Annotated in this window: 20 protein-coding genes; all 20 read left to right on the top strand. The window is 47.0% G+C overall.

Features of this window, described 5'->3' with window-relative positions; genetic code table 11:
- Positions 1-5: 5 nt before the first annotated feature.
- The 20 genes from wzc to gnd all read left to right on the top strand — a co-directional run bounded on the left by wzc (position 6) and on the right by gnd (position 24,724).
- Entirely contained in the window at positions 6-2,189 is a 2,184-nt protein-coding gene (gene wzc, locus AC3RPL_RS06450; protein ID WP_490739358.1) for a tyrosine-protein kinase Wzc, read from the top strand.
- 107 nt (positions 2,190-2,296) lie between these two features.
- Positions 2,297-3,202, top strand: a complete 906-nt coding sequence (locus AC3RPL_RS06455; protein WP_490739359.1) for a glycosyltransferase family 2 protein — start codon at positions 2,297-2,299, stop codon at positions 3,200-3,202.
- Between the two features lie 43 nt (positions 3,203-3,245).
- Positions 3,246-4,373 carry an EpsG family protein gene (locus AC3RPL_RS06460; RefSeq protein WP_034937785.1) on the top strand — a complete coding sequence of 376 codons (1,128 nt, stop codon included), beginning with the start codon at positions 3,246-3,248 and terminating at the stop codon, positions 4,371-4,373.
- Between the two features lie 68 nt (positions 4,374-4,441).
- Positions 4,442-5,194 carry a glycosyltransferase family 2 protein gene (locus AC3RPL_RS06465; RefSeq protein WP_490739360.1) on the top strand — a complete coding sequence of 251 codons (753 nt, stop codon included), beginning with the start codon at positions 4,442-4,444 and terminating at the stop codon, positions 5,192-5,194.
- 122 nt (positions 5,195-5,316) lie between these two features.
- Positions 5,317-6,351, top strand: a complete 1,035-nt coding sequence (locus tag AC3RPL_RS06470; RefSeq protein ID WP_490739361.1) for a glycosyltransferase — start codon at positions 5,317-5,319, stop codon at positions 6,349-6,351.
- A 176-nt stretch (positions 6,352-6,527) separates the two neighbouring features.
- Positions 6,528-8,744 (top strand): phage tailspike protein, encoded by a 2,217-nt coding sequence (locus AC3RPL_RS06475; protein ID WP_490739362.1) that lies wholly within the window; start codon positions 6,528-6,530, stop codon positions 8,742-8,744.
- A 193-nt stretch (positions 8,745-8,937) separates the two neighbouring features.
- A complete protein-coding gene (gene wcaK, locus AC3RPL_RS06480) occupies positions 8,938-10,185 on the top strand; it encodes a colanic acid biosynthesis pyruvyl transferase WcaK (protein ID WP_490739363.1) in 1,248 nt (415 codons plus the stop codon).
- 4 nt (positions 10,186-10,189) lie between these two features.
- On the top strand, positions 10,190-11,413 hold the full coding sequence (locus tag AC3RPL_RS06485; RefSeq protein ID WP_490739364.1) for a glycosyltransferase: 1,224 nt from the start codon (positions 10,190-10,192) through the stop codon (positions 11,411-11,413).
- Positions 11,410-12,750 carry a lipopolysaccharide biosynthesis protein gene (locus AC3RPL_RS06490; RefSeq protein WP_490739365.1) on the top strand — a complete coding sequence of 447 codons (1,341 nt, stop codon included), beginning with the start codon at positions 11,410-11,412 and terminating at the stop codon, positions 12,748-12,750. The genes AC3RPL_RS06485 and AC3RPL_RS06490 overlap by 4 nt, the downstream gene beginning before the upstream one ends.
- A gap of 201 nt (positions 12,751-12,951) precedes the next feature.
- The gene (galF, locus tag AC3RPL_RS06495) at positions 12,952-13,851 is read left to right on the top strand and encodes a UTP--glucose-1-phosphate uridylyltransferase GalF (protein ID WP_034937767.1); all 900 of its coding nucleotides are present in this window, start codon (positions 12,952-12,954) and stop codon (positions 13,849-13,851) included.
- 48 nt (positions 13,852-13,899) lie between these two features.
- Positions 13,900-14,913 carry a UDP-glucose 4-epimerase GalE gene (gene galE, locus AC3RPL_RS06500; RefSeq protein ID WP_367167725.1) on the top strand — a complete coding sequence of 338 codons (1,014 nt, stop codon included), beginning with the start codon at positions 13,900-13,902 and terminating at the stop codon, positions 14,911-14,913.
- An 802-nt stretch (positions 14,914-15,715) separates the two neighbouring features.
- Positions 15,716-16,798, top strand: a complete 1,083-nt coding sequence (rfbB, locus tag AC3RPL_RS06505; RefSeq protein WP_490739366.1) for a dTDP-glucose 4,6-dehydratase — start codon at positions 15,716-15,718, stop codon at positions 16,796-16,798.
- Positions 16,795-17,682, top strand: coding sequence for a dTDP-4-dehydrorhamnose reductase (gene rfbD / locus AC3RPL_RS06510; RefSeq protein ID WP_490739367.1), 888 nt, complete (start codon positions 16,795-16,797; stop codon positions 17,680-17,682). Before rfbB ends, rfbD begins: the two co-directional genes overlap by 4 nt.
- Positions 17,683-17,729: 47 nt before the next feature.
- Complete coding sequence (rfbA, locus tag AC3RPL_RS06515; protein WP_261640231.1) at positions 17,730-18,611, top strand: glucose-1-phosphate thymidylyltransferase RfbA; 882 nt, start codon at positions 17,730-17,732, stop codon at positions 18,609-18,611.
- 1 nt (position 18,612) lies between these two features.
- A complete protein-coding gene (rfbC, locus tag AC3RPL_RS06520) occupies positions 18,613-19,161 on the top strand; it encodes a dTDP-4-dehydrorhamnose 3,5-epimerase (RefSeq protein ID WP_490739368.1) in 549 nt (182 codons plus the stop codon).
- 140 nt (positions 19,162-19,301) lie between these two features.
- The gene (locus AC3RPL_RS06525) at positions 19,302-20,243 is read left to right on the top strand and encodes a glycosyltransferase family 2 protein (RefSeq protein WP_490739369.1); all 942 of its coding nucleotides are present in this window, start codon (positions 19,302-19,304) and stop codon (positions 20,241-20,243) included.
- Positions 20,201-21,562, top strand: coding sequence for a rhamnan synthesis F family protein (locus AC3RPL_RS06530; protein WP_490739370.1), 1,362 nt, complete (start codon positions 20,201-20,203; stop codon positions 21,560-21,562). The genes AC3RPL_RS06525 and AC3RPL_RS06530 overlap by 43 nt, the downstream gene beginning before the upstream one ends.
- Positions 21,563-22,363, top strand: coding sequence for an ABC transporter permease (locus AC3RPL_RS06535; RefSeq protein ID WP_490739371.1), 801 nt, complete (start codon positions 21,563-21,565; stop codon positions 22,361-22,363).
- Positions 22,364-22,370: 7 nt separating this feature from the next.
- Positions 22,371-23,135, top strand: coding sequence for an ABC transporter ATP-binding protein (locus tag AC3RPL_RS06540; RefSeq protein ID WP_034937752.1), 765 nt, complete (start codon positions 22,371-22,373; stop codon positions 23,133-23,135).
- 182 nt (positions 23,136-23,317) lie between these two features.
- Positions 23,318-24,724 (top strand): NADP-dependent phosphogluconate dehydrogenase, encoded by a 1,407-nt coding sequence (gene gnd / locus AC3RPL_RS06545; protein ID WP_367167720.1) that lies wholly within the window; start codon positions 23,318-23,320, stop codon positions 24,722-24,724.
- The last annotated feature ends 44 nt before the right edge of the window (positions 24,725-24,768 follow it).

Here is a 24,768-nt window from a genome sequence, read left to right on the forward strand (position 1 = left end):
TATCCATGAATATAAAGAGTAAGGCATCGTCAGCGTCGCATGAGGAGTCCACCGGGTGGGACCTGGCGCATATTGTGGGACAACTTGTTGATCATCGTTGGATAATTGTTGCTGTTACGGCTTTATTTATGCTGCTCGGCACATTGTACAGCCTGTTTGCCACCCCTATTTACAGCGCCGATGCGATGGTGCAGGTGGAAAACAAAAATGTAAATACGGTGCTGAATGATCTTCAGTCGATGATGCCAAATGCGCAGCCGATGTCAGCAACCGAGGTTGAAATTGTTACCTCGCGTATGGTGATTGGCAAGACGGTAAAAGATTTAGGGCTGGATGCACTGGTACAACAGAATTACCTGCCGGTTATTGGCAAGGGATTATCCCGCTTGCTGGGTAATAAACCTGGCGAAGTGGACGTAACCCAACTCTCCGTTCCATTAAGCTGGGAAAAACCGCAGCTTTCCCTTGAGGTCACGGGTACTGACAGTTACACCGTCAGTAAAGATGGCGACGAACTGTTTAAAGGTAAAGTCGGGCAACTGGAGAACCATGGCGGCGTCACCATGATGGTGAAAAGCATTGTTGGGGTTAAGCCTGATACCAGTTTCACCGTGACCAAACTGACCGATTTACAGGCTATCAGCCTGGTGACTAACAATCTCACCGTTGCCGATAAAGGCAAAGATACCGGCGTTCTGGGGCTGGAGTATCTGGGTGAAGATCCGGTGCAGATTAGCCGCGTACTGAACCAGATCGTCACCAATTATGTTGATCAGAATATCGATCGCAAATCGGCTGAAGCGCAGAAAAGCCTGGAGTTTTTGAAGATTCAGCTGCCGGAAGTACGGGCCAAACTGGATGAGGCAGAAGATAAGCTCAACACCTTCCGCCGCCAGAATGACTCAGTAGATATGTCGCTGGAAGCTAAATCGGCGCTGGACTCATCTGTCAGCATCCAGAGCCAGCTGAATGAGCTGACTTTCCGCGAAGCGGAAGTGTCCCAGCTGTTCACCAAAGATCACCCAACCTATCGTGCATTGCTGGAAAAACGTCAGACGCTGGAAGACGAGCAGAAACGTCTTAACCAGAAAATCGGTCAGATGCCTCAGACTCAGCAGGAAATTGTGCGCCTGACACGTGATGTTCAGTCCGGTCAGGAAATCTACATGCAATTGCTGAATCGTCAGCAGGAACTGAATATCAGCAAAGCCAGCACGGTTGGTGATGTACGCATCGTAGACCCGGCAGAAACGGCCGCAGCGCCCGTTGCACCGAAGAAACTCCTCGTGGTGCTGGCCAGTATGATCCTGGGCATGATGGTCTCCGTGGGTATCATTCTGCTGAAAGCCCTTTTTCATCATGGTATTGAGCGTCCTGATGAGCTGGAAGAGCGCGGGATCAATGTGTATGCCAGCGTTCCTCTTTCTGAGTGGCAGCGTAAACGCGATGGCGAGATGTTGGCGCGTCGTACGGGGCATGGCAAGGTTGATGCGGCTAACTCACTGCTGGCACTCGGCAATCCAACCGATCTTTCTATCGAAGCAATTCGCAGCCTGCGTACCAGCCTGCATTTCGCCATGATGGAAGCTAAAAACAACATTCTGATGATCACCGGGGCCAGTCCGGGCATCGGGAAAACGTTTATCTGTTCGAACCTTGCGACGCTGGTGGCAAAAGCCGATCAGAAAGTGTTGCTGATTGATGGTGATATGCGTCGGGGTTACACCCATCAACTGCTGGGTGCAAACAATAAAACAGGCCTGTCTGACGTGCTGTCAGGCAAAACGGAGTTCAGCAGCGAGCTGGTCCAGAAAGGCGCCTGGGGATTTGATTTCCTTCCCCGTGGTCAGGTGCCGCCGAACCCATCTGAACTGTTAATGCACAATCGCATGAACGAACTGCTGCACTGGGCGAGCATGAATTACGACCTGGTACTGATTGATACACCGCCAATTCTCGCCGTTACCGATGCCTCAATCATTGGTAAGCTGGCTGGAACGTCACTGATGGTGGTTCGCTTCGAGACTAACACGCTGAAGGAAGTGGAATTCAGCTACCGCCGGTTTATGCAAAATGGTATCGAGATCAAAGGTGTCATTCTGAATGCCGTGGTTCGCAAAGCGTCGAATGCGTTTGGTTATGGCTACGATTATTACGACTACAGCTATAAACAGGATGCAAAAAGCTAAGTAATCATAAGGAACCTTTTTATCTGCTGACAAAAGGTTCCTTATTCATTTTGAATTCGTGTGTTTTCCGGGCCGCTTTGTCTGGACGAAAAAAAAGGTACCTGAGAATGAAGGATATTTTCTTCTCGATTGTTATTCCGGCCTACAATGCTGCTGAATCGATCGTGACCACCCTGGATTGTGTGGCCGCGCAGACTTATCAAAATTTCGAAGTCATCATTATTGACGATAAATCCGCCGATGCAGAAAAGCTCGCCGAGGTAGTCAGGGCAGAGAAATACAGTCAGCTTAAAATTCAGCTGGTGCTTTCTCAGGAAAAACTGTTTGGTTCCGCTGCCCGTAATAAGGGTGTTGAGCTGGCGACAGGCGATTACATCTGTTTTCTGGATGCGGATGATGAATGGCATCCGGAAAAATTACAACAGTCGTTGCATACCATTGCTGAACTTGACGCGCAGGGCAGAGAGAAAACGATCATTTACAGTCAGGTAAATATCATTCAGGACGGTGAGTTTCTGAAGGTGATGCCGATGCAGCCGGTTTCTGAAAATGAGACCGTGGCGGAATACCTGTTTGGTTGTTATGGTTTTATTCAGACCAGCACTCTTGTTCTGAAGCGGGAATATGCCCTGGACATCCAGTTTGATCCCAAATACATTCGTCACCAGGATTACGACTTCTGTATTCGTGCTGATAAAAAAGGCTATAAATTTGTAATGATTGCCACGCCGCTGGCAAACTATCATTTAGTCAGTAAATATGGATCAAAGCAGAAAGGGGAATCGGTTAAATATTCCTATTTCTGGCTGGATAACATGAAGCCCTGGCTTACCCAGCGTGATATCAATACCTATAAAGCCTATAAGTTGCCTCTGCGGTACAAAATGGATGGCAAATCTTTTCAGGCCACTCTCAGTTTCGTCCGCTATTTCTTCTTAACTAATAAAGATAACCGCACCTACTTTATCAATCGTCTGAAGGATAAAATCAGAGCGCGTCTGGGCGGAAAATAGTGTCAGTGTTTAACCTTACGACACTGACTTTTTGGGGAAAAGAATGGCCATATACTGGGTAATAAGTTACACACTGCTCGTATTTTGTATTTTTGAACTGGCGACCATTAACCAGTTAACGCAGCCCAAAACCAAAATTATCGTTACCTATTTCTTTTTTATCGGCACGCTCATACTCATTCTGCTGGCAGGAATGCGTGGGCCAAACTCAGGCATAGACGACTGGCAATATCTGGGGTTCTTCCACGATTTTTCCCGTCAAACCAGTATGAGTGGGTTTGCTGCCGTGGCGGATATCTACCGCTATGAAAATGTGTTTATGCTACTGGCATGGGTACTGAGCTGGTTTACCCATGAAAGTTACTATTTTCTGCTGTTTATCGCCTTTGTTGCGGTATCGACCAATGCATGGGTATTTAAAAAATATTCGCCATTAATTCTGTGCTCGTTGTGTCTTTATTCTGCACACCTGTTTATCAATAAAGACATGAATCAAATCCGCTTTGGTCTTTCCAGCGCCTTTGCGGTGGCTGCAATTTGTACTGCTGCGGGCCGTCGTTATGTGGTTGCATTTATTTTTTTGCTGCTGAGTTCGCAATCACAGTCTACCGGATTTGTCACCGTGGTGGTGGCACCGTTCCTGTTTATCAAAGAGCGGAGATACTTTGGTATCATCATGGTTTTCGCCGCGATCCCATTGGGCCTGGTAGGCGGTAAAAAGCTGTTCCTTGATTCGCTGGGGATTGTGCCTAATCTCGGCGATCGGGCAATGGCCTATAGCGGAACGGAGTTTGATGCGGCATTGCCGGTATTCAGTCTGGCTAATTTCAAAAACATTGCCTTTATTATTTTCTTCACTCTGGTTTATTTTCGTAAACCGCTTATTGAAGCCAAAGACCGGCTGGTTTATATCCTGCTAATGGCCTATTCCGCCGGGGCCGCAATTCGTATTATTTTCTCTGACTTCTCAATTCTGGGAGGCAGGGTAGGGAACCTGTTTTTACATACCGAGCCGCTGTTGCTGGCTTTCTTAATGACGCGGATCAGGAATCCCATTCTGAACTTTATTTTGCTGGCGGGCATGACCACCTATTATCTGGCTTATAACACGATCCTTTCCGTTCAGTCGGTAAATGGTTACAGCATTGCTCCCCTGTTCAGGTTCTTCTGATTCACAGGCCAGGTTAACTGGCCTTTTTTATATTTATACCCGTCCACGATACAGAAGCAGGATTTCAGATGAACAATCAAATCGGCACAGTTGGCATTGTCATTCCTATGTACAATGCTCGTCACACCGTATTGCGTGCGGTACAGTCGGTCATTGATCAAAGCTGGACTGACTGGCGGATTTATCTGATTAACGATAAATCTACCGACGACTCACTGGCTTTTGTCCAGGAAAATTGCCGCGATCCCCGTATTACTATTCTCAGCAACGAAGTTAATCTCGGTGCGGCCGAAACACGCAACGTCGGGCTGAGAGCGGCCAGCGAAGAGTTTATTGCTTTTCTCGACAGTGATGATGAGTGGGAGAAAGATAAGCTGATGCTACAGGTTCAGGCACTGGCGGCGGGTGATGACCTGGTTATTTCGCATTACGGCTATAAGTCGCGTACCAAAGCCTATGACGTCACCTGGAACAAACCCTACCTGATGAAAGAAAGTTTCGTAAAAAAGCAATTTCGGATTTGCTTTTCATCAGTGTGTTACCGTCGCCCGTCACGAACCATCCTGTTCCATAAAAAAGGTCACGAGGATTTTTTATTCCTCTATGAATTATTCGACCAGTATAAACAGGCAAGAGTGATTGAACGTAATCTGGTCAATTATTATGAGCTGGGCGATTCGCTGTCACGCAACAAAAACAAGGCGGCAAAGTGGCACCTGGATTTATTAAGATTTATCTATAAAAACAATCCGCTAAAAGTGTATTACTATTATGCCTGGTACATGGTTAATGGGGTTCTGTTCACTTTGAAGCACAGATAAGTTGCCAGCTTGAAACGTTTCAGTCTTGCAATGAGAAACGCAGTATCTGCACCTGGTCGTGGCCCCTGGCAGCGGTACAGAACAGATTTTTACATTGATGTGATTGAGGTGGCGAGTCCGCGATGAAAAAAATAGTGCTGGTGATAAAAGATGCTTATTCCTGGGCCGGAACCGAGAATATTTGCAACTTCATGTCGGAGTGTCTGGGCGACGAGCATGAGGTATTTGTTTATTCGCTGGAGGGGGCGGGTGAACCTTTTTATCCCTTCGAAAAGGTGAAGCAGATTGTCAGTTTTGCAGGTGAGAAGAATCCGATCCGCAGCGCAGTGCAGCGTATTAACCAGCAGAATTTTGATGCAGTCTTTTTGATCAGCATGGGTCGCCTCAGCGTGATGTTTGCCCTCTGGAGCCTGCTTTCTTTACGCAAGAAGAAAGCGAAAACCTATGCCTGCGAACATATTGCCATTAACTCCTTCAGCAAACCCATTAAGTTGCTTAAATACCTCTTCCTGCGTTATTACGACCGCGTACTGGTTCTCACCGAAAAAGATGAAAAGGTGTTAACGCAGTGGGGCATACCTGCGAAAACCATCCCCAATCCCATTGTTTATAAAAATTATCAGCGTACTGAACGCACGTTTCAGGCGCTGGCCGTCGGGCGTCTTGATTTTCAAAAAGGCTTTGACCTGTTACTGGACGTCTGGAAGGGGTTCCAGGCCACTAATCCACAGTGGAGACTGGTGATTGCCGGTGACGGCGAACTGAAAAATGAGCTGGTGGCGAAGGCGTCAGCGCTCGATATCAGTGACAGCGTAAGCTTTGTCGGCAAGGTCGCGAATATCAACGACTATTACCGTGACAGTGATATGGCGTTGATGACATCCCGCTATGAGGGGCTGCCTCTGGTATTGCTGGAGGCAAAATCCTGGGCACTGCCGGTGGTGGCTTACGACTGCCCGACCGGCCCACAGGAAATTATCAACAATAATCAGGATGGCTTTCTGGTGGCGATGAACGATCGTGCGGGCTTTATCGAAAAGATGAATCAGCTTGCTCATAACGACGAGTTGTTCTTTGCCATGAGTGAACAAACCAGAACCACCGCGCTGAAATTTGATGGCAACGTGATTAAGCAATCCTGGCTCGCGCTTGTTTAGTTTAACTATCTGAATCTCTGCCTTTAATTGCCAATATACTCATCTTCACTCCCTGTTCCGACAGGCGTCCGCCAGCAGGCGCATCGGCATGGGCGGGTGTGGCAGTTAGCAGGCGAGAGTGCCTCTGGAAATCACATTTATGCTTATCGGCACATGACTACTATGGGATTACATCAATGAAAAGAAGAGAATTAATTACCGGGTTCTCGTCGATTCTTGCAGCCCTTTCTGTGAGTTCGTTTTCCAGCCAGGCTGCAAAAAAGGACGCTTCCGTCTCCCTGACCGACGTGCAGGCGGGTGATATACCCAAGGGAGATGTCCCTGTCCTCACGCCGGAATCGGTGTACGCCATGCCACAACGTTTCTGGCAAAATTTCAGCGGCAAACTTTACATTGGCAAGGTCGGGACTGACCCAACCCAGCCGGGCAATCTGACGGACCTGTTTCTGCGCAGTGCCAGTGGCAAACTGTCGAAAATTGCCCAACCCGTTGCGTTAAATAAAGGCAACTTTGAGCATTTTATTGCCGATAACGCGGCACTGATCGCTAACCCTGCGCACTCGATGGCGGTGGTGGATGATTCCGGTAGCGTCCTTTTCAATATTCCTGACGTCACCAAACCCGATGCGTCCGGGTTCAGCCAGCGCCTGTCCCAGCCAGCGGGCTATCAGCTGATTGGTGAGATTGCTTCTGTCGCCGACTTGCGTAAAACACGCCCGCTTTTTGAAGGTGCGAAAGTCAAACTGAGCAGCTGGCATGAAGGTCTTGAAGTGGGCGGCGGTGAATTTATTGGCAGCCTGAGCAATGGAACGGATGATGGTGGGGTGAATTTTGCCGGGGCAGGCTTTCACTGGCGCCGCGTTGTGCATGACTTTAACCGTCTGACACTGTTTGATTTTGGTGCCAGAGATGACGGCAAAACCGACACCGCACCGGCGATTAAAGCGATGTACAACTGGTCGGTAAAAGCCGATCAACCTATCTGTGTGCAATTTCCTGCCGGGACTTTTTTTGTCAGCAGCTGTGATTTTTCAGCGGAGTCAACGCGCTTTTTCCGCGTCTCCGGGGCGATGGTTAACTTTGGCTATTTCCCTGCCACCACGCTGGTTTCAGACGGTAAGTCTGAGTTTATTTTCCAGGTTAATTCACGCTGGGTAGAAATCAGTAATCTGATTGTTAACGGTCATACGGATAAACAGCCAAACAGTCAGGGCTTCTTCAGAAACAAATGCGCGGGTGGGCAGTTTTTCCGAGGTGCCTGTCTGCGTTTTGACAATATTGGCGGCACCTCGCTGCACCTGATGGATACGCTGGATTGTAAAATTGACCAGTGGTACGCCAGTAAATGTACCGGAGATGTGATTAAAGCCGTCTGGTCAGGTCAGAAACAGGGGAACTGGGATCACAGCACGGCGATTGAGCTCTCTAACTTTAATGCCCAGTACTGTACGAAAGGGATGGTGCTGAATCTGGATCGCTGTAGCCAGTCAATCATTCACAACGGCTGGATTGAGCATTCAGATAATCCGGGCAACATCTCCAACGGACAGTGGATCATTGATGCACTGAGCATTGAAACCTGTAAAAACCCGCTGATCGCTCACAATTCCCGTCTGAATATGCGCCAGACCAACTTGCAGGCTGGCAGCTGGATTGATAACTCTTCTGCCGAAGGTGCCTGGCTCTCGGCCTATGAACAGGGTTCAACCCGGGTTGAATCCTACGGCGTCGCTGTAGATGGCAGCATGAAGTACAACTATCTCACCTCACGCTTTCGCCTGGTTAACAATACTAACCAGGAAAAATGGTACGAGCTGGGCAACATTTTTACGCCGGATGTGGGTGACAGCTGGGAAATTGAGATCTTTGGTCAGGCCGCTTTCAACAACGGCACCGATAAGTCAGCGTTGCAAAAAGTGGTTGGTGGAAGTACCACCGGCGGTAAAGCGATCATCAGCCTGCAACGCAAGGCTCACCGTGCTGAAGGAAGCTGGCATGCTGAAGGGTCCAGCCCGGTCCTTGATGTGATGATTGAAACTCCCTACGACACCGACACGCGGGTGTTTATCAAACTGGCAGGTTGGGTGGCTTCGGCGGGTGTGCTGATGAAGTCGACGGCGAAAGACCGCTTTCTGACCGGCAAATGCGCGCATTTTGTCAGCAAAATGCAGGAAGTCGCAAAGCCTTCTGGCTCCAATATGCACGACCTTGTACAACGCTTCACGTTACACAATGGTAAAGCCGGTATCGGCGCGAATGAGCAGGGCGATCTGCTGATGCAGTCGCGCCTGTTGAAAGCAAATGAAGTGGATACATCGCAGGCGCAGGGCTTTGTCTCAATGGTCATTAATGGCCAGCAGGTAGCAGTACCCTATTTTGCCTTAAAGAAATAATCAGGCCGGAGCGGCGACCTTCTGGTTGCCGCACGTCATGCCACGCATTTTGACAGGGCTGCATGGGCTTTTTCAGGTTCTGACTATGCCGTTATGTCTGGCTACAGAAGTAAACCGGGTTAAAAAAATACTTATTATTTAGTTATTTATTATTTGTTCTTATCTGCGGTATAGCAGCTTTCTGGAGTGTTTTATGAAGATTTTATTAGTCGGCAACCATACCTGTGGTAACCGTGGTGATGGTGCTATTTTGCGCGGTCTAATCGATTCTCTCGGGCAGGTAAAAAACGATCTTGAGATTGATGTCATCAGCCGTTATCCCGTCAGTTCCGGTTATTTGCTTGGGCAAACTATTTTGCCGGATGAGCTTTTTCTGGAACTGAAAAAAGGTAAAAACAAGCTGGCTGACAAAGTCAGACGGCGGCTGATGCCCAAAATTATGATGGCGCATATCAGTGGACGTGGCTGGCATAAACTTCTGCCCGTGCCGAAATATCTGCGTGATTTCAGCGACAAACTGCAACAGTATGATGCGGTGATTCAGGTGGGTGGCTCTTTCTTCGTTGATCTCTATGGCCCACTGCAATTTGAACATTCGCTTTGCGCTTTGCTGGCTAAAAAGCCACTTTTTATGATCGGTCACAGCGTCGGGCCTTTCCAGAAAAAAAGTTTTAATGAGATTGCTAATTTTGTCTTTTCCCGCGTGGATCGCCTGGTGCTGCGTGAAAGCGTCAGTCTGGAGATGATGAAGCGGGGCAATATTACCACTCAGAAAGTTATTCCCGGTTCAGATACCGCATTTCTGGTGCGCGCCCGCCAGGTTGAACAGCCCGGCCACAATCTGTTGCACTGGCAGCAGGTTATAGCCGCAAATAAAACCATCGCCATTACCGTGCGTAAGCTGGCTCCTTTTGACAAACGTCTTGGGGTAACGCAACAGCAGTATGAGATGGCATTTGCCAGGGTCGTCGATGCAATGATTGAACGCGGTTATCAGGTGGTTGCGCTCTCCACCTGTACCGGCATCGACAGCTATGGTAATGACGACCGCATGATAGCCATCACCTTGCGTGACCACGTGAAGCAAAAAGATAAATATCATGTGGTGATGGATGAGTTTAACGACCTCGAACTGGGTATGCTGCTGGCACAGTGTCATCTGACTATTGGTACGCGTCTGCACTCCGCGATTATCTCGATGACTTTCGGTACGCCAGCCGTTGCCATCAACTATGAACATAAGTCGCTGGGGGTCATGAACCAACTGGGACTGCCTGAGATGGCGACAGATGTGAAAAGCCTGATGGATGGCACGATTATCAATAAAGTTAACGGCATTCTTGATAATTACGATGCCGTTAAACAACAAGTTAACAGCGCTGTTTCCGAAGAGCAGAAACGGGGCAATCAGATAACTGAAGATATCCTGATGGTGGGTTGACCAGATGAAAATAACCTTTTTCACCATGCGTTTTCCGGTGTCGTCTGAAACATTCGTCCTCAACCAGGTGACGTATTTCATCGACCAGGGATACGATGTGGAAATTATCTCCGTCTTTCCTGGCGATTTTGCCAACCGGCATGGTGCTTTTGACAGCTATAACCTGGCAGAGAAAACGCATTATTTGCTGCCGGAAGATAAGTCTTCCAACGCGGATAAACTTAAACAACGTCTGCAAATCGTTCTGCCGAAGATGCTGAAAGCTGACACGTTGCGTTCACTCAATTTCCGGCGCTACGGCAATCAGTCGAGCAAACTGCTGCTTCCGGCCATCGTCGCGCAGGCTGAAAAGCATTTCACTGCCGATCTTTTCCTGGTGCATTTCGGCTATGCCGGGGCGCTGGCGAATAAGCTCCGTGAACTGAATGTCCTGCGTGGCAAACAGGCCACGGTATTCCACGGCGCAGATATTTCCCGCCGTCATATTCTCGAAGAGCACAAGCTGGATTACAGTAATCTGTTCAGACAGAGTGAACTGCTGTTGCCAATCAGCCATTTATGGGAAAACAAATTAATCAGCATGGGATGTCCCCCGGAGAAGATTCATGTTTCACGAATGGGCATCGAGCCGGAAAAATTTAACTTCCAGCCGCGTGAAGGTTTGCATTCGCCACTGCGTATTATTTCCGTTGCACGCCTGACCGAGAAAAAGGGGCTGAATATTGCGGTGGAAGCCTGTCGCTTTCTGAAAGAGCAGGGGGCCAGTTTTGAGTACAGCATTATTGGCAGTGGGGAGATGGAAAATCAGCTACGCGAAGCTATTCGTGCTGCCGACCTTGAGGATTGCGTCAGTCTGGTTGGTTTCAAGCCACAGGAAGAAATTAAACGCTATCTTGATCAGGCCGATATTTTCCTGCTGCCTTCACTGACCGCAGCGGACGGCGATATGGAGGGGATTCCGGTGGCGCTGATGGAGGCAATGGCGGTGGGACTGCCGGTTGTTTCCAGCGATCACAGTGGTATTCCTGAGCTGATTGAACATAATGTATCGGGCTGGCTTGCTCCTGAAGGCGATGCCCGTGCGTTAGGGGCGTTGCTGTTCAAACTCGCTAATAACGAGGTGGATATTGCACCGGTTGTTGCGGCGGCACGCAAAAAGGTAGAAACGGAATTTAACCAGCATATTGCCTGGCGACAACTGGCAACACTTCTGGAGCAATTTTCGTGAGTAGTTTTAAATCCCAGGCCGTATGGCTGTTCGGCGGGACCTGCTTTTCTGCCGTATTACAGGTAGCTCAGCTGAGTGTACTGGCCCGCAGACTGGAAGCCCATGAACTGGGTATTTTGGCGATCATCAATGCTATTCTGGCGGTGGCAATGGTGTTACAGGACATGGGGATGAGCAGTTATATTGTTCACCGCCAGAATATTACCCGCAAGGAACAGAGCACCATCTATTGGGTTAATGTCCTGCTCAGCCTGCTAACCGGTTTATTGCTAATTGCTCTCGCCTGGCCAATAGCCTGGTTTTATCACATTGCGCAGTTAACCGGGTTGATTATGTTGACCAGCCTTAATTTTCTGGTGCTGGGTTCATTATCACAATATCAGGCACATTTTATTAAAGCGAAAAGAGTGGTGACGCTGGCTAAAATAGAAATGGCGACGAAGTTGCTGGCATTTTTATTTACCGTCGCTTTGCTTTATTTCTCTTCGCTCACGGTTGCTGCGGTTATTCTTGGATTATTTGCCAGTGCGGCTATGCGTATTCTGTGCATGATTTGGTTTGGTGAAAAATCATGGCGTCCGACATTTGAATTTGATAAGGCGACTTTTTTCAGTTCTGTCAGATATGGCGTTTATCAGCTGGGTTCACAGACAATTAACCAGCTACGCACCCAGGCCGATTCATTGATTGTCGGCAAAGTGATGGGAGCGGATATGCTGGGGGTCTATTCTCTGGCTAAAGAGCTGATATTGCAGCCGTTAAAACTGGTGACGCCAGTGATCAATCGCCTTGCATTGCCGCGTTTTGCTGAAAAACAACATGAACCTGCGCAGCTTCAGCAGCTATTTCTTAAAGGCACCTTTATGATCATGCTGTTCAGCAGCCTGATGTATCTGGCGATTGGCATCATGTCACCGGTGATTGTTCGGGTGCTCTATGGCAGCGCGCATGAAGCCGTCGCGCAGCTCATTCCGCTGATGCTGTTGTTTGGTACGCTGCGCCCAATGGGGGGACTGACGGGGGCTATTTCTCAGGCCAACGGACAGACCAATGTGGAATTCTGGTGGAACGTGGTAGCAAGCATCATTGTGGTGCTGGTGCTGGCAACCACCTGGATTTATCCTAACGTCTGGTATGTGGCGTTGACCCTCTCCATTTCTCAGATATTGATTTCTGCTTTTGCTCACCCGTTTTTTATCAAACCGGTGATCGGCATTCGTTTTATCCCTTACGCACGTCAGTGGATGTCGGTATCTGTGGTGTTTGTTGGGATAATGGCGATGATTAATTATTGCAATTTATTTATCAGACCCGAATGGTTTAGTGGCTGGTTTTAAGTTGTCGTTAATATTAAAAGTGACTTCATTTCAGAAGTCACTTTTTTTGCTGATGTCAGATACTTAACTCAAATGGCTTCAACAGAGAGCTTAATTTACGGACCAGCCGCTTCTAAATTTTCAGATTAAGATTATACTTGCTAATCATCTCTTTATTGCATAATCGCTTAACGTTTTTTACTTCATTTATATGGAAAAAATATGACCAAGCTTAAAGCAGTTATCCCCGTTGCGGGTCTGGGTATGCACATGCTCCCTGCTACAAAAGCCATTCCTAAAGAGATGCTGCCTGTCGTTGATAAGCCGATGATCCAGTACATCGTCGATGAGTGTGTGGCAGCGGGTATCAAGGAAATCGTTCTGGTCACTCATGCATCCAAGAATGCGGTTGAAAACCATTTTGACACCTCTTATGAGCTGGAAGCCTTACTGGAGGCGCGCGTTAAGCGTCAGCTGTTAAGTGAAGTCCAGTCTATCTGCCCTCCGGGCGTAACAATTATGAACGTACGTCAGCCTCAGCCGCTGGGTCTGGCAAACTCCCTGCTTTGCGCCCGCCCGATGCTTCATGACGACGCCTTTGTGGTTATTCTGCCAGATGTCTTGCTGGATGATTCTACAGCCGATCCACTGCGTTATAATCTTGCGGCGATGGTTGCCCGTTTCGAAGAAACAGGCCGCAGCCAGGTCCTTGCTCACCGTATGCCTGAAGCCGATCTTTCTGAGTATTCAGTTATTAAAACCCAGGAAGTGATGGATAATCCGGGACAAACCAGTCAGATTACTGATTTTGTTGAAAAACCAGAAAATGCGCTCACCCTGGGATCCGATCTGGCTGCCGTAGGACGTTACGTTCTTTCTGCTGATATCTGGGCAGAGCTGGAAAATCTGGAGCCAGGCGCCTGGGGCCGCTATCAGTTGACTGACGCGATTGCTAATCTTGCCGCCAAACAGCCGGTGGATGCGCATCTGCTGACTGGCAACAGTTTCGACTGTGGACGTAAGCTGGGCTATATGAAAGCTTTTGTCTCCTGGGGACTGAGAAACAACGCACAGGGACGTGAGTTCCGTGAAGAGATCCAAAAAATTCTGGCTAAACAATAAGCAATCCCATAAGGGCCGTATCACAGGATACGGCTGCGAGGAGATACGATGGCTATTTTAGTGACGGGCGGGGCTGGCTATATCGGTTCGCATACCGTTCTGACGCTGCTTGAGCGCGGCGATGAAGTGGTGGTTCTGGATAATCTGAGCAATGCTTCAGCCGAATCTGTCAGCCGGGTTGAGCTGTTGACCGGCAAAAAAACCACCTTTATTGAGGGTGATATCCTCGATCGCTCGTGCCTGCGTGATCTGTTTTCCCGCCACAATATCAGTGCTGTGATTCATTTTGCGGGTCTTAAAGCGGTAGGGGAATCGACCCGCATGCCGCTGGAGTACTACCAGAACAACGTCACCGGGACGCTGGTCTTACTGGAAGAGATGCGCGCAGCTGGCGTGAATCAGTTTATTTTCAGCTCCTCTGCAACCGTTTATGGTGCAGATGCGCCGGTTCCTTATGTTGAAACTACGCAGATAGGTGGCACAACCAGCCCTTATGGCACATCAAAGCTGATGGTTGAGTTTATTCTGCGTGACTATGCTAAAGCCAACCCCGATTTCAAAGTTATCGCGCTGCGCTACTTCAATCCGGTCGGTGCACATGAATCCGGCCAGATTGGGGAAGATCCTAACGGCATTCCAAATAATCTGCTGCCTTACATTGCGCAGGTTGCCATTGGTCGTCTTGAAAAACTGGGTATTTTTGGTGATGACTATCCAACTAAAGATGGCACTGGCGTACGTGACTACATCCACGTTATGGATCTGGCGGAAGGGCATCTGAAAGCACTGGATCATCTGCCAGCGATCACCGGCTATAAAGCCTATAACCTTGGTGCCGGGGAAGGCTATTCCGTGCTGGAAATGGTGAAGGCCTTCGAAAAAGCGTCAGGTCGTGCGGTGGCTTATCAGATCTCGCCACGTCGCGACGGCGACCTGGCAGCCTTCTGGGCGGACGCCTCACTGGCAGATAAAGAGCTGGACTGGCGCGTCTCTCGTGGCATTGATGAAATGATGCGAGATACCTGGAACTGGCAAAGTCATAATCCCAACGGATATAAATAATCACCTTTCTGTCGATTATTCAGCGTCATATCTCTGCCGCCAGGACGTGAAGCAATCGTCCTGTCGCTGTTAAGAAGTGCAGCAGTGTTTAGTGCTGTTGTATCAATGAGCGGAGTGTGTTCTCAGGCACACTCCGCTAACGTCATACCAGGTATTAACCCGCCTTAAATATCAGTCAGAACGACTCTCCCTCAGATATCTTTTTTAACTTTCAATATACTGGCCGATTGTCTTTAAAGTGACGGGGTCGATTTAACCTCGACATTTAGTCATCAGGTTGCAACGCCTCAACGGGTTATATGGGCGAACCACTGGTGAACAGGATAGCTCTGATAGCAGACCGGATTCTGTACCGCAGGGTAATAGTGCAACAGGTTTGTTAAGAATTGTCTGGCTGCTGAATAAGGCAGGGTGCCTGAATGCTTTAGTTATTCTGCAATCCTTCAGCCATTTGTGCTAACCTTCACCCAGGATTATCCTTACATCCTTCATAACGCTAATGCTTATTTTAATTAGTTTTCATAATTGCTGAATGCTAGAATCACGCGGTGTCTTTCAGGGCTGAATTATGATCTGAATATGCTGAATCTGAGAGACTGATGGTGACTGGCTGGCAGGTTAGCTGCTGATATCACCGTGTGATATAAAATGTAGTCAGGACTACACACAAAATTAAGAATGCGCTCTGGGGACGTTAACCCAGGGGCGGTAGCATGTCTGAAATTTAATCCTTCAACCTGACGGTAAAACCCAATAATCTACGGTTATTGTTCCAAATTACTTCTGTTTTTAGAGACTTACTATGAAGATTTTGATCACTGGTGGTGCTGGATTCATTGGTTCAGCAGTTGTAAGGCATATCATCAAGAACACACAGGATTGCGTCATCAATGTGGATAAGTTGACCTATGCAGGCAATCTTGAATCCATTAAAGATGTCAGTGACAGTGAGCGTTATCAGTTTGTGCAGTTGGATATTTGTGACACCAGTGGCCTGATTAAAGTAATTAATGAATCGCAGCCAGATGCCATTATGCACCTGGCTGCGGAGAGCCATGTAGACCGCTCAATTACCGGTCCGGCTGATTTTGTGCAGACCAATGTGGTCGGCACTTACAGTTTGCTGGAAGCCACCCGCCAGTACTGGAATGCCCTTAACGACGATAAAAAGAAGGCGTTTCGTTTTCATCATATCTCAACGGATGAAGTTTATGGTGATTTACCGCATCCGGATGAGATGAGTGGTGAGCTTCCCCTGTTTACTGAAACCACACCTTATGCACCCAGCAGCCCTTATTCCTCTACGAAAGCCGCCAGTGATCATCTGGTCAGAGCCTGGGGGCGTACCTACAAACTCCCAGTCATCATCACCAACTGCTCCAACAACTACGGTCCTTTCCACTTTCCCGAAAAACTCATTCCACTGATTATCATTAACGCGCTGGAGAAAAAACCGCTGCCGGTTTATGGCAAAGGCGATCAGATCCGCGACTGGTTATATGTGGAAGACCACGCCCGCGCACTTTATAAAGTGGTAACCGAGGTAAAACCCGGTACGACTTACAACATCGGCGGACACAATGAGAAAAAAAATCTTGAGGTTGTGGAAACCGTTTGTGCACTGCTCGATGAATTGCAGCCCTGTGAAGGACGTTATGCAGATTTAATTACTTACGTTAACGATCGTCCCGGACACGATCGTCGTTATGCCATTGATGCCAGCAAAATCCAGCAAGAGCTGGGATGGAAACCACAGGAAACGTTTGAAAGCGGTTTGCGTAAAACCGTTCAGTGGTATCTGGATAATAGTGAATGGATTAACAACGTAAAAAGCGGTGCCTATCAAAGTTGGATCGAGCAAAATTACGAGAAGCGTAACGGATGAAAATTCTTTTACTGGGCAAAAATGGCCAGGTTGGCTGGGAATTACAGCGCGCACTGGCACCTCTGGGTAGCCTGATTGCACTCGATCGTCATTCAGGCGAATACTGCGGTGATTTAAGTAATCCAGCAGGTATCGCAGAAACAATCAACGCGATAGCACCGGATGTGATTGTGAATGCAGCAGCCCATACGGCGGTCGATAAGGCCGAGTCAGAACCTGAAATCGCTGCTGTGCTTAACACCGCCTCTGTCGCTGCAATTGCTGAGGCAGCTGAGAAGGTTGGGGCATTGCTGGTTCACTATTCAACAGATTATGTCTTTAACGGTGAAGGCGAAGCGCCCTGGTCAGAAGAGGATCACACTGCGCCACTTAGCGTTTATGGTAAGACCAAACGTGATGGTGAACAGGCGATTACTGCGGTGTGCAGCCAGTATCTGATTTTCCGTACCAGCTGGGTCTATGCAGCAAAAGGTAATAACTTTGCCAAAACTATGCTGAGACTGGCTGCCGAGCGGGACGAACTGTCGGTGATCAACGATCAGTTTGGCGCGCCGACCGGAGCTGAACTCATCGCTGACTGCACGGCCCATGCCATACGTCAGGCAAGAGGCGATTCGCAGCAATCCGGGATTTATCATTTGATCGCCAGTGGCACCACCACCTGGCACGAGTATGCATCCTATGTGATTGCCATTGGACGGGAAAAAGGGCTGGATTTAAAAGCGAGCAAAATTAATGCCGTTGCCACCAGCGCATTCCCCACCCCGGCAAAGCGGCCTGCAAACTCGCGGCTTAATACCACTAAATTTCAGCAGCAATTCGGACTGACTCTGCCAGACTGGCGTGTTGGTGTAGAACGTATGCTCACTGAAATACTCAGCTAAATTACATGCAGCATCACAGAATGCTGTTCAAACTGGTGTAAAGCATTATGACGAAGAATAAAGGTATCATCCTTGCAGGCGGTTCCGGTACAAGGCTCTATCCGGTCACCATGGCGGTAAGTAAACAGCTGCTGCCAATTTATGACAAGCCGATGATTTATTACCCGCTAAGTACACTGATGATGGCAGGTATTCGCGATATTTTAATCATCAGTACTCCTCAGGACACCCCCCGTTTTACCAGCCTGCTGGGCGATGGTTCCCAGTGGGGGTTATCCATCCAGTACAAAGTGCAGGAAAGCCCGGATGGACTGGCTCAGGCCTTTATACTGGGTGAAGAATTTATTGGAGATGATCCCTGCGCCCTGATACTGGGGGATAATATTTTTTACGGCAACGATCTGAACCGACAACTGGAAGAAGCCTGCCATAAGAAGCAAGGGGCTACGGTTTTTGCTTATCATGTTCAGGATCCTGAACGCTATGGTGTGGTTGAGTTTGATGAACAGGGCAAAGCCATTTCGCTGGTGGAAAAACCAGAGCATCCGAAGAGCAATTACGCGGTAACAGGTCTGTATTTCTACGATAACAGCGTGGTAGAGATAGCTAAATCGCTTAAACCCTCACCGCGTGGCGAGCTGGAAATAACCGATGTTAACCGCATCTATATGGAAAAGGGGTTACTTTCGGTTTCGATTATGGGACGCGGGCATGCCTGGCTGGATACCGGTACTCATCAAAGCATGATGGAAGCTAACAACTTTATTCAGACGATAGAAACCCGACAGGGATTAAAAGTCTGTTGCCCTGAAGAGATCGCTTTCCGTATGCAGTTCATTGATGCCGATCGTCTGCGCCAGCTCGCCAAACCACTCTGCAAAAATGAGTATGGTAAATATCTGCTGGCATTAGCTGATGGGAAGCTCTGAAATGAAAGTTACTGAAACAGCTATACCTGAAGTAAAGATTATCGAACCTGCGGTATTTGGCGACGAGCGAGGTTTCTTTATGGAAACCTGGCAGCAGAAAAAATTTGAAAAGCAGGTTGCTCCACGAACATTTGTCCAGGATAACCACTCAAAGTCGGCGCAAGGCATTCTGCGTGGTCTTCATTATCAGACCGAAAATACGCAGGGAAAACTCGTCCGTGTTGTTGCCGGTGAAGTTTTCGACGTAGCTGTTGATATGCGTGAATCGTCGGCAACCTTCGGTCACTGGGTAGGCGTGTTTCTCTCGTCAGATAATAAACGGCAACTGTGGGTGCCTGAAGGTTTTGCCCATGGTTTCTACGTCACTTCCGAGTCGGCTGAGTTTGTTTATAAATGTACTGATTATTATAATCCAGGCCATGAACATACTTTGCTGTGGAATGACCCGTCTATCGGCATTGAATGGCCGGTTATCGCTGATAGTGAGCCATTGCTGTCTGCCAAAGACCAGACAGGCAAGTTATTTGCTGAAGCAGTTTATTTTAAATAAAAACTGAGTGCTGATGACTCTGTTAAATCTTTACCAGAGTCATTTATGCACAGGGAAAGTTTTTATTACAGATTCGAAGGTAATCATTAGAGTAGTGGCGTGATAATCTTTTGATAACCCAATGATAGTGCGGCACTGAAATGTTAAATGATGATGATGTAAGCATCCTTTTTTGTAGCTACAATGGCGAAAAATATCTCAGAGAGCAGCTTGATTCAATCGTAAATCAGAGCCATACAAACTGGACGCTTTATATTTCTGACGATGGCTCTACTGACTCTACACTTGATATTATTAGTGAATATCAGAATCGATTGCCTGCTAATAAATTAGTATTGCTCAAAGGTCCTGCAAAAGGTTTCGCCGAAAATTTCCTTTCTTTGTTAAAAAATCCTCATATACGGTCACGTTATTATGCTTTCAGCGATCAGGATGATATCTGGCTTAGCACTAAACTTGAGGTGGCGGTGAAAGCCGTACATGAAGTTGAAAATCGTCACGTAAGTGAATTTGTTTTATATGGTGGAAGGACAACGTTGATCAATGAATCAAGCGAAGTGATTGGTCAGTCCGTTGTTTTTAATCGTGAATTCAGGTTAGAGAATGCACTGCTGCAAAGTTTTTCTGGTGGCAATACGATGCTGTTCAGTGATGCTTTGAAAAAGAAAATTGAAAAGCTTCCGGAAGGAATACCTGTTGTCTCTCATGACTGGTATCTCTACCTGATCTGCTCAGCTTTTGGTGGTGTCAATATTTACGACCCGGAACCTCAGATACACTATCGTCAACATGCCAATAATATTGTCGGTAGTAATCTGGGCTTGCTTTCGAAAGTTGAACGTCTGCGACGGTTATATCAAGGCCAGTTTGCGGAATGGAACCGAATCAACCAAATGAGTCTGGATTTTTACTATAGTGAGTTACCACGCAAGAATCAGCGGGTTCTTGACCATTTCTACAGTTGTAGAGAAAAAAGCGCCTTTACCAGAATTCGATGCTTTCATGCCTGCCGGAGCTATCGCCAGTCTGTAATTGAGACTTGTTTTTTCTATATCATGAATGCGTTTGGAAAGTTGTTTTAAACCATGCAAATCATTACTACGGTGAAAAAATGAAAGGTATTGTACGCTATTTTTATAATCTTGCTATGAAGATTGCTTTCTATAGTTACTATACAGCCCTGTCTTTTCGTGACGAAATAAAAACCAGGAAATTTCAAAATCTCGTTCACAAAACGGATTTTACTGAAGGTAAAGTGATGTTACTTGCCTTGTATGAAAAAAATATGCTGAGAGATGACACCCTTGAACTTCTTAAAGAAGCCAAGTCACAGGGTGTGTATATTGTTGCCGTCAATACGTTAAAATTAAGTGCTGAAAATTATGCCCCCGAGCTGATTGATGCTTATATTGAGCGCGACAATTTTGGCCGTGATTTTGGTAGCTATCAGGCCGGTATGAAGTATATCTATGAAAACCATATCGCCGATAAATGTGAAAGACTCCTTATTGTTAATGACAGTATTTTCTTCTCTAAAAAAGGATTGAAAAACTTCATTTACCAGCTTTTCAACACCTCGGTAGACGTGTTGGGCGCAACAGAAAACAGGGAAATTTCCCACCATCTTGGTTCATTTTGTATTTCTGTTGTTGGCAATATTGTCCGCAAAGAAAAATTCAGGAACTTCTGGAAGTCCTATAAATCGTCGAATGTCAGGCCCTTTGTCATTAAGCGCGGTGAGTTTAAACTCAGCCAGGTGTTGAAATCACTGGTTACGACGGAAGAAAACTTTAAGGCGCTGTACGATGTTAACTTCTTTGAGCACGCGCTTAGTCAGGATGAACTGTTATTCAAAAATTATTTCAAATTTCGCCGTGAAGGCGATCGCCAGTACTGGACGCGCACCCGTTTTCTGAGTGAATATTTTGAGTTCGATTTTGTCCTGAAATCATATTATAAAAAATATCTGATCGATCTCGATGATGCAGAAAGACTGAATCATGACATCGAAATAAGGAGAAGACGGAAGGACAAAGAAGATATTGTTGAAGAAAAAATGGATTTTGTCAGTTTCGCCACATTTATGTCCGGTGTTGATTTTGATACGCTGCCACATGGAAACGTGCTCCGGCAACGTCTGATGAGTATTTATCTTGACGATTTTACCCGGGGTTCTCAGATCCACAATAACTGTATCACCCTGCATTATCTTGGCTTACCTATCATCAAGCTTGATCTTGTGTATCGCGGTGTCTGCAACTTTAACGATCTGTTGAAACTGAAGGATCAGATTGATGAGTCACAACAGGATGAATTTATGGCGCTGATGATGAGCCGACTTTCAGGTGGAAAATTCCTGTTTGGCATTAAACGAAAAGCGTTCGAATGGGGTATTCTTTAAATGTCGTTTTTGCAAAATTCGCCAGGTGTTGATGATCTTGTTAGTACCCTCAAATCGTTTCACGTTGTCAGAGTTATGGGAGGGCAGGATATTCGTCAACGTTACAAGCGTTCACGTCTAGGCCCGTTCTGGATAACCATCAGCATGGCGGTAATGATTACTACCATGGGACTGGTTTTTGCTAACCTTTTTAAAACTCCACTGCACGATTTTCTGCCTTACCTTACCCTGGGACTAATAATCTGGGGTTTCCTTTCAGGTTGTATCACTGAGGGCTGCGATGCCCTTATCTCCGCTGAAGGTATTATTAAACAGCTCCCGGTTCCGTTACATGTTCATGTGTTGCGTGTCGTGTGGAAGAATTTTATTATTTTTATGCACAACATCGTTATTTTTCCACTGGTCCTGTTTGCGGTATCAAAAGGAATCAACTGGCATGTCCTGTTGGTCATTCCCGGATTTATCCTGCTGGCATTGAACATTTCCTGGTTGCTGATGGTGATGTCCCTGATTTGTGCGCGTTTCCGCGATATGACACAAATTATCTTGAGCATCATGCAGGTTATTTTTTACCTGACGCCGGTCATCTGGATGCCAAAACTGCTGACGCATAAAATTGGTGTTATGCTGCTAAATTTCAATCCTTTCTATCACTTAATGGAAGTGGTGCGCGCCCCGTTACTGGGAGAGGTGCCTTCTGTGACCACTTACTGGATTGTTGCCATAATGGCCGTGGCAGGCATCGCCTTTTCCACGCTGATGACCAGTAAATTCAAATATCGCGTTCCCTACTGGGTTTAGGAATTTTATGGCTATTATCCAATTTAAAAATGTGGGCATCGATTTCCCCATATTTGATGCGGCATCTCGTTCGATCAAAAAGAATTTTATCAATTTTGCCACTGGCGGAAAGGTTGGCGAAAATAACGGCAAAGTTGTGGTTTCAGCATTAAATAATCTTAATTTTGATATTCATGATGGTGAGCGTGTCGGTTTAATCGGTCATAACGGTGCTGGAAAAACCACCCTTTTACGTATGTTTAGCCGTGTTTATCATCCCACAACCGGTACGGTTAATATCGAAGGTGAGATTGGTTCATTAATATCAATCTCACTGGGTATTAACCCCGAATTTACCGGACGTGAAAATATTTACATCCGGGGAGCATTGCTTGGATTGCGCAAAAAGGAAATTGACGGAAAAATTGATGAAATCATCGATTTCACCGATTTAGGTGATTTCATTGATATGCCCGTCAGGACCTATTCTTCAGGGATGCAAATGCGCCTGGGATTTAGCGTTTCCACCATTTTCACACCTGAAATTCTGCTGATGGATGAATGGTTATCGGTCGGTGATGAAAGCTTTAAAGAAAAAGCAGAAACACGCCTGAGTAATATTATTAACGCTACGAAAATTCTGATTCTTGCCAGCCACAGTCATGAACTGATGGCTAAGGTTTGTACAAGGATCCTCTGGCTTGAACATGGTACGGTAAAAATGGACGGCAAGCCGGAAGACATTTTGCCCTTATATTTCAAAACCAATATCAGTAAGGCTGATTTGGTTTAAAATTTCACAGATAGCCCTGGTAATATCAGGTGTAATCTTTGCTAACTTGTTATTTTGCAACAAAGATTACCAATCGCACCAATCACTACCTTTAACCGGCTATCCTGAGTTAACATGTTTGCCACTTTATTACGCGGCGTGCCTGACATGCGCCGTGAGTGCCCTTCAGACAGGAGTATGTAATGTCCAAGCAACAGATCGGCGTTGTAGGTATGGCAGTAATGGGCCGCAACCTGGCTCTTAACATTGAGAGCCGCGGTTACACCGTATCCATCTTTAACCGCTCTCGTGAAAAGACCGACGAAGTTATCGCTGAGAATGCAGGCAAGAAGCTGGCTCCTTACTACACCATTGAAGAATTTGTTGATTCTCTTGAGAAACCCCGTCGTATCCTGCTGATGGTTCAGGCTGGTGAAGCAACCGACAAAACTATTGCATCCCTGACGCCACATCTGGACAAGGGCGACATTCTGATTGATGGCGGTAATACCTTCTATAAAGACACCATCCGTCGTAACCGTGAATTGTCCGATCAGGGCTTTAACTTTATCGGTACCGGCGTTTCCGGTGGCGAAGAAGGGGCGTTAAAAGGTCCTTCGATCATGCCTGGCGGTCAGAAAGAAGCCTACGAGCTGGTCGCGCCAATTCTGGATAAAATTGCCGCACGCGCAGAAGGTGAAGCCTGTGTGACTTACATTGGTCCGGATGGTGCTGGTCACTATGTTAAGATGGTGCATAACGGTATTGAATATGGCGATATGCAGTTAATCGCTGAAGCCTACTCTTTGTTGAAAAATGCACTGAATCTGAGCAACGAAGAGCTGGCGAAGACATTCAGTGAATGGAATGAAGGCGAGCTGAGCAGCTACCTGATTGATATCACAAAAGATATTTTTACTAAAAAAGATGCAGATGGTCACTATCTGGTCGATGTCATCCTTGATGAAGCGGCTAATAAAGGTACCGGTAAATGGACCAGCCAGAGCTCTCTTGATTTGGGTGAGCCGCTGTCATTGATCACTGAGTCGGTATTTGCCCGTTATCTCTCTTCCCTGAAAACGCAGCGCGTAGCGGCATCGAAAGTGCTGAGTGGTCCACAGGTTAAAACCTTCAGCGGCGATAAAGCTGAATTTATTGAGAAAGTGCGTCGGGCGCTCTATCTGGGCAAAATTGTTTCTTACGCTCAGGGCTTCTCTCAGTTGAAAGCTGCTTCAACCGAGAATAACTGGGATCTTAACTACGGCGAGATTGCCAAAATCTTCCGTGCGGGTTGTATTATCCGTGCCCAGTTCCTGCAAAAAATTACCGATGCTTATGCAGATAATGCTGATATCGCGAATCTGTTGCTGGCCCCGTACTTTAAAAATATTGCTGACGAATATCAGCAGGCCCTGCGTGACGTTGTGGCTTATGCGGTGCAAAACGGTATTCCAACGCCGACATTCTCTGCTGCCATCGCTTACTACGACAGCTATCGCTCAGCAGTGTTACCGGCAAATCTGATTCAGGCGCAGCGTGATTACTTTGGTGCTCACACTTACAAGCGTACTGACAAAGAGGGTGTCTTCCACACCGAGTGGTTGGAATAAGGTATCTTCGATAATAAAAGCTTCCTTCGGGAAGCTTTTTAGTT

This window comes from Erwinia papayae, from assembly GCF_058241465.1.